Origin of the sequence: Pseudomonas tremae (assembly GCF_001401155.1) — a bacterium.
GTDB classification, from domain to species: Bacteria; Pseudomonadota; Gammaproteobacteria; order Pseudomonadales; family Pseudomonadaceae; genus Aquipseudomonas; species Aquipseudomonas tremae.
This window is the reverse complement of sequence record NZ_LJRO01000117.1, coordinates 140,563-146,714: the sequence shown is the minus strand read 5'-3', so window position 1 is coordinate 146,714 and position 6,152 is coordinate 140,563. Positions and strand designations below refer to the sequence as shown.

The following is a 6,152-nucleotide window of genomic DNA, read 5'->3' as shown; positions in this document are numbered from 1 at the left end:
CAGCACGCGCGAAGCGGTGGCTATCCGTCAGCGTGCAGCGGTGGATGTGGGCGTGCTGCTTTCAGGCGGTGTGGACTCCAGCATGCTGGTCGGTCTGCTGCGCGAAGTGGGCGTCGAGGACCTGTCGACCTTCTCTATCGGCTTTCAGGATGCCGGTGGCGAGCGTGGCGACGAATTTCAGTATTCCGACCTGATCGCCAAGCATTACGGCACGCGTCATCACCAGTTGCGTATTCAGGAAAGCGAGATCATCGAGCAGTTGCCTGCGGCGTTCCGCGCCATGAGCGAACCGATGGTCAGCCATGACTGCATCGCTTTCTACCTGCTGTCGCGTGAAGTGGCCAAGCATTGCAAGGTGGTACAGAGCGGCCAGGGCGCCGACGAACTGTTTGCCGGTTACCACTGGTACCCGCAAGTGGATGGTGCAAGTGACCCGGTAGCGGCCTATCGCGATGCATTCGTTGACCGCAGCTACGCCGAATACGCCGAAACCGTACAGCCGAAGTGGCGCACGGCTAACGACGCTGCCGGTGATTTCGTTCGCGATCATTTCGCACAGGCGGGAGCCAGCGCAGCGGTCGACAAGGCCTTGCGCCTGGACAGCACAGTGATGCTGGTCGACGACCCGGTCAAACGTGTCGACAACATGACCATGGCCTGGGGCCTGGAAGCGCGTACGCCGTTTCTCGACTATCGCCTGGTTGAGCTGTCTGCGCGTATCCCCGGCAAGTTCAAGCTGCCGGACGGTGGCAAACAAGTTCTGAAAGAAGCGGCGCGCATGGTTATTCCCTCGGAAGTGATCGACCGCAAGAAGGGGTACTTCCCGGTGCCCGGCCTCAAGCATTTGCAAGGCGATACCCTTGATTGGGTGCGTCAGCTGTTAACCGATCCGAGTCAGGACCGCGGCCTGTTCAACCCGGCCATGATCGACAAACTGCTGAGCAACCCGGAAGGCCAGCTGACGCCGCTACGCGGCTCCAAGTTGTGGCAGCTGGCTGCGCTGAACCTGTGGCTCAGCGAACAAGGACTGTGATTAATGAAACAGAACGCGACGACTTATAGCCAACGCCTGTTGCGCGGACAGTCGCCCTCGTATGAACGCCTGCAAGCGCGCCTCGCCGAAGATGGCAGCCAGATCGATGCAGAGCCTCTGGCGCTGCATTGTGGCTGGGGGCGCTTGCTGATCGGTCACACTTACCCTGATCCGGCAGCGCTGGCGCAGGACCTGCTCAACGAGAAAGCTGGCGAACGCGACATTGCCTTGTACGTGGCCGCGCCACAGCAGGTACTGGCGCAAGCGCCGCAGCAGCTGTTTCTCGACCCCTCGGACACGTTGCGCCTGTGGTTCAGCGACTATCGTCCGGCGCAGCGGGTGTTCCGTGGTTATCGAATTCGTCGGGCGCACAACGAAGCGGACTGGCAGGCCATCAACAACCTGTATCTGGCGCGCGGCATGTTGCCTATCGACCCTGCCCTGCTGACCCCGCGTCACCAAGGCGGCCCGGTGTACTGGGTGGCTGAGGACGAAGGCAGCAATACGATCATCGGCAGCGTCATGGGCCTCAACCATCAAAAAGCGTTCAACGACCCGGAAAAAGGCAGCAGCCTGTGGTGCCTGGCCGTTGACCCGCAATGCACACGCCCAGGCGTCGGCGAAGTGCTGGTTCGTCACTTGATCGAGCATTTCATGAGTCGCGGCCTGAGCTATCTCGATCTGTCGGTGTTGCACGACAACGAGCAGGCCAAGGCGCTGTACGCCAAGCTGAATTTTCGCAACCTGCCGACCTTCGCCATCAAGCGCAAGAACGGCATCAATGAATCGCTGTTCCTCGGCCCGGGCCCGCAGGCGGAATTCAATCCGTATGCGCGAATCATCGTCGAGGAAGCCCATCGCCGCGGCATTGATGTGCAGGTGGACGATGCGGATGCCGGTCTGTTCACGCTCTGCTACGGCGGTCGGCGAATTCGTTGCCGGGAGTCGCTGAGCGATCTGACCAGCGCTGTCAGCATGACCCTTTGCCAGGACAAGAGCCTGACACACAGGGCATTGAAGGCCGCCGGGCTGCGCTTGCCGGCACAACAACGCGCGGGCGACGAGGCAGACAACCATGCGTTTCTTGACCAGCACAAGCAAGTAGTGGTCAAACCGCTGGATGGCGAGCAAGGCCAGGGCGTTGCGGTTGACCTGCGCACGATCGAAGACGTGCAGAGCGCCATCGAGCAGGCGCGCCAGTTTGACAGCCGGGTGATTCTGGAAAGCTTCCACGAAGGCCTGGACCTGCGCATCGTTGTGATCGGTTTTCAGGTGGTGGCCGCGGCGATACGTCGCCCGGCAGAGATCATCGGTGATGGTCGTCACACCATCAAGCAACTGATCGAAGCACAAAGTCGCCGCCGTGCCGCTGCAACCGATGGCGAGAGCCGTATTCCTATGGACCAGGAAACCGAGCGCACGGTGCGCGAAGCCGGTTACGACTATGCCGATATCTTGCCGATGGACCAACGCCTTGCCGTACGCCGCGCTGCCAACCTGCACACCGGCGGCTGCCTCGAAGACGTCACGGCCATTCTGCACCCGGTGCTCAGCGACGCCGCTGTGCGTGCAGCGCGGGCGCTGGACATTCCGGTAGTCGGCCTGGACCTGATGGTGCCTGCCGCCGATCAGCCCGAGTACGTGTTCATTGAAGCCAATGAGCGCGTCGGGCTGGCTAACCATGAACCGCAACCCACTGCCGAACGCTTCGTCGATCTGCTGTTTCCGCACAGTTTGCCTGTGCATATCTGATCGCAGCTGCGAGCAACAGGCTGCAATACAGGGTTTCAACCCTCGCAGCCTGTGACTTGCAACTGCTCCATAAGGAGCATTCATGACCACTGCAACCATTCCCGATCCGGATCTGAAGTACCTGCAGAAAGTTCTGTTGGAAATGCTCGCGATTCCTAGCCCTACGGGCTTTACCGACACCATCGTGCGTTACGTGGCCGAGCGTCTGGAAGAACTCGGCATCCCGTTCGAGCTGACCCGGCGCGGCACGATTCGCGCGACGCTGAAGGGCAAACAGAACAGCCCTGACCGCGCAGTATCGGCGCACCTGGACACCATTGGCGCCAGCGTTCGCGAGGTCAAGGAAAATGGTCGTCTGGCACTGGCCGCAGTCGGCTGCTGGTCGAGCCGCTTTGCCGAAGGCAGTCGTGTCAGCGTGTTCACCGACACGGGCGTCATCCGTGGCAGCGTTCTGCCGCTGATGGCTTCCGGTCATGCATTCAATACCGCCGTGGATGAAATGCCGATCAGCTGGGACCATGTCGAACTGCGTCTGGATGCTTATTGCACCACGCGCGCCGACTGTGAATCTCTGGGTATCGGCATCGGCGACTTCGTGGCCTTTGATCCACTGCCAGAGTTCACCGAAAGCGGCCACATCAGTGCGCGCCATCTGGACGACAAGGCTGGCGTCGCGGCGTTGCTGGCGGCGCTCAAATCGATCGTCGAAAGTGGCGCCGAGCCGTTGATCGACTGCCACCCGCTGTTCACCATCACCGAAGAGACCGGCACAGGTGCGGCGGGCGTACTGCCTTGGGACGTGAGCGAATTTGTCGGTATCGACATCGCTCCGGTTGCGCCGGGCCAGCACTCCAGCGAGCACGCGGTCAGCGTGGCCATGCAGGACTCGGGCGGTCCTTACGACTATCACTTGTCCCGCCATCTGTTGCGTCTGGGCGTGGAAAACGAGCTGCCGGTCCGTCGCGACCTGTTCCGTTATTACTACAGCGACGCACATTCGGCAGTCACTTCAGGCCATGACATTCGCACCGCTTTGCTGGCCTTCGGCTGCGACGCGACGCACGGCTACGAGCGCACCCACATCGACAGTCTGGCGGCGCTCAGCAAGCTGCTTGGCGCGTACATTCTCAGCCCGCCGGTATTTGCCAGCGATGCCAAACCGGCCCAGTCCTCGCTGGAGCGGTTCAGCCATCAGATCGAACATGACGCGCAGATGGAATCCGATACCCGCGTGCCACCTGTCGACAGCCTGATCGGACAGAACCGCGAAGAGATTTGAGGTCTGCTGAATTGAATTGCGGTGCCTGGCACCGCAGTTCTATCATCGCCGCTCATCGACAAGAGAAACGCCATGCTCATCCCCTACGATCAACTGGAACCTGACACCCTCACCCGCCTGATCGAGGACTTTGTCACCCGCGAGGGCACTGACAACGGCGACGAGACCCCCCTGCAAACCCGCGTGCTGCGCGTGCGACATGCGCTCACCAAAGGTCAGGCGGTGATCTTTTTCGATCTCGAGAGCCAGCAATGTCAGTTGATGCTCAAGCACGATGTGCCCAAGGAGTTTTTTGAATAACCCCCAGGACGGCGGCTATTGTTGTGGCTGCAAGCCTTGCTGGGAAAGCTTGTTGGCGATTCGCTTGTAAACTTCTGCGCGATGAACCTTGATGTCCTTGGGTGCACTTATCCCCAGCCTGACCTGATTGCCGTTGATCCCCAGAATCTGCACGGTGATGTCATCACCAATTGAAAACTTCTCGCCGATTTCCCGCGTCAATACCAGCATCGTCCTGCCCTCTCATGCACAAAAGAGGCAGGTTGCACGGCACGCAGGCGTGCTTCAATGCGATGATGGCAAATCAGTAACGTCCTGCAATGTCGCCGGAATCTACCGAAGGAAATGTCTTACTTTCATGCCGAATCTGTAGGAAAAGTCCTTGGCAGCGGCAGTTTTTCAGGACGCGGACCATCGCGGCCCCAATAAAATGATCGTTGCACCCACAACACAAAACGCCAGCCCGAGCCAGTCAGTGCCGAGCGGCCTGATTCGCTCGACCAGCCCCAGCCAGGCAATCGACGCCACGATATAGATCCCGCCATACGCCGCATAGGCACGTCCGGCGTATGCAGCTTCCACTCGTGTCAGCAGCAGCGCAAACACCGTCAGGCTGATCAACGCAGGGATGACCCACAAGGCACTCTTGCCCTGCCGCAGCCACAGCCAGCAGGCGTAGCAGCCGAATATCTCGAACAAGGCGGCGAGGAAGAACCACAGATAGTTGAGCATGAGAGGTTCTCGGAACAGGGCTGATAGACGCGTGCAACCCTAGCAGAAAACAACACGTTCAGGAGTTGCACACAACGCTGTGCGTTTTGATTCTCGTGGGCGTGGGCTTGTCCACGAAAGGGCCGGTGGAATTTCCGAGAATGTATTTCGCGGACGAGTCCGCTCTCACAAAAGCCCTTTCTCCTGAGAGTTTCATGAGTTGCACACAACGCTGAGCGCTTGAGTGTAGGGAATGATCTTAGTCAGGACTTGCCCTTCTGGGCCTTGGCGCGCATCTTCGCGCACATGATGGTCATTTCTTCGTACATCGCCTGTGGCTGTTTGCGCTTCAGTTCCCAGGCCATCTGACCTTCTTCGTGGGGCAGGATCATGAATTCGCCCTGGGCAACCTGTTTGAAGATGCACTCGGCAATATCGGCAGCGGTAATGGGTGATTTTTCCAGTAGCCTGCCGATCTGCTCTTTCATCGCCGGGGTCGGCCCACGGAAGGAGTCCAGCAGGTTGGTCTGAAAGAACGACGGACAGACGACATGCACACTGACACCCTGATCACGCAACTCGACCAGCAGGCTTTCGGAAAGCGCTACAACGCCCGCCTTGGCAACGTTGTAGTTGCTCATGGCCGGTGCCTGCATCAGCGCCGCCATCGAGGCGATGTTGATGATCTTGCCCTTGCTCGCCTGCAGCATCGGCAGGAATGCCTTGCAGCCCTTGACCACCCCCATAAGATTGATCGCGATCTGCCAGTCCCAGTCTTCCAGTGACAACTCGTTGAAGAAACCACCGGATGCCACGCCCGCGTTGTTGACGATTACGTCGATACCGCCAAAGCGCTCTTCGCACGCCTGGGCGAATGCGGTGAGCTGGCTGTAATCACGAACATCGCAGCGCTGGACGAAGCCGTCACCGCCCGCCTCGCGTACGCTCTTGAGGGTCTCCTGCAGACCGGCATCATTGATATCGGACAACGCCAGCCGCCAGCCTTCGCGTGCCCAGCGCAGTGCCATTTCACGGCCCAGCCCTGAGCCGGCGCCAGTAATCATGATGCGGTTATGCATAGCCGAATGCCTTGTGAGG

Annotated in this window: 7 protein-coding genes; 4 read left to right on the top strand and 3 right to left on the bottom strand. The window is 59.8% G+C overall.

Going from position 1 to position 6,152, the window contains the following annotated elements:
• The 4 genes from ALO43_RS09235 to ALO43_RS09220 form a co-directional block, all read left to right on the top strand.
• A partial coding sequence (locus tag ALO43_RS09235; RefSeq protein ID WP_235662508.1) for an asparagine synthase-related protein occupies positions 1–1,033 on the top strand: 1,033 nt, incomplete at its 5' end.
• 3 nt (positions 1,034–1,036) lie between these two features.
• The gene (ngg, locus tag ALO43_RS09230; protein ID WP_054997404.1) at positions 1,037–2,785 is read left to right on the top strand and encodes an N-acetylglutaminylglutamine synthetase; all 1,749 of its coding nucleotides are present in this window, start codon (positions 1,037–1,039) and stop codon (positions 2,783–2,785) included.
• Between the two features lie 82 nt (positions 2,786–2,867).
• Positions 2,868–4,064, top strand: a complete 1,197-nt coding sequence (locus ALO43_RS09225; protein WP_005889575.1) for an osmoprotectant NAGGN system M42 family peptidase — start codon at positions 2,868–2,870, stop codon at positions 4,062–4,064.
• 72 nt (positions 4,065–4,136) lie between these two features.
• Complete coding sequence (locus ALO43_RS09220; protein WP_003314533.1) at positions 4,137–4,364, top strand: YheU family protein; 228 nt, start codon at positions 4,137–4,139, stop codon at positions 4,362–4,364.
• A gap of 15 nt (positions 4,365–4,379) precedes the next feature.
• On the opposite strand, the gene csrA is transcribed toward ALO43_RS09220, so the two are convergent.
• The 3 genes from csrA to ALO43_RS09205 form a co-directional block, all read right to left on the bottom strand.
• Positions 4,380–4,574, bottom strand: coding sequence for a carbon storage regulator CsrA (gene csrA / locus ALO43_RS09215; protein WP_024669951.1), 195 nt, complete (start codon positions 4,572–4,574; stop codon positions 4,380–4,382).
• Positions 4,575–4,742: 168 nt separating this feature from the next.
• Positions 4,743–5,075 carry a YnfA family protein gene (locus ALO43_RS09210; protein WP_005889573.1) on the bottom strand — a complete coding sequence of 111 codons (333 nt, stop codon included), beginning with the start codon at positions 5,073–5,075 and terminating at the stop codon, positions 4,743–4,745.
• 242 nt (positions 5,076–5,317) lie between these two features.
• Positions 5,318–6,133 carry an SDR family oxidoreductase gene (locus tag ALO43_RS09205; RefSeq protein ID WP_024669952.1) on the bottom strand — a complete coding sequence of 272 codons (816 nt, stop codon included), beginning with the start codon at positions 6,131–6,133 and terminating at the stop codon, positions 5,318–5,320.
• Between the last annotated feature and the right edge of the window lie 19 nt (positions 6,134–6,152).

Coding starts and splice junctions, on each gene's coding strand:
- ngg (WP_054997404.1), top strand. CDS start 1,037: ATGAAACAGAACGCGACGACTTATAGCCAACGCCTGTTGCGCGGACAG.
- ALO43_RS09225 (WP_005889575.1), top strand. CDS start 2,868: ATGACCACTGCAACCATTCCCGATCCGGATCTGAAGTACCTGCAGAAA.
- ALO43_RS09220 (WP_003314533.1), top strand. CDS start 4,137: ATGCTCATCCCCTACGATCAACTGGAACCTGACACCCTCACCCGCCTG.
- csrA (WP_024669951.1), bottom strand. CDS start 4,574: ATGCTGGTATTGACGCGGGAAATCGGCGAGAAGTTTTCAATTGGTGAT.
- ALO43_RS09210 (WP_005889573.1), bottom strand. CDS start 5,075: ATGCTCAACTATCTGTGGTTCTTCCTCGCCGCCTTGTTCGAGATATTC.
- ALO43_RS09205 (WP_024669952.1), bottom strand. CDS start 6,133: ATGCATAACCGCATCATGATTACTGGCGCCGGCTCAGGGCTGGGCCGT.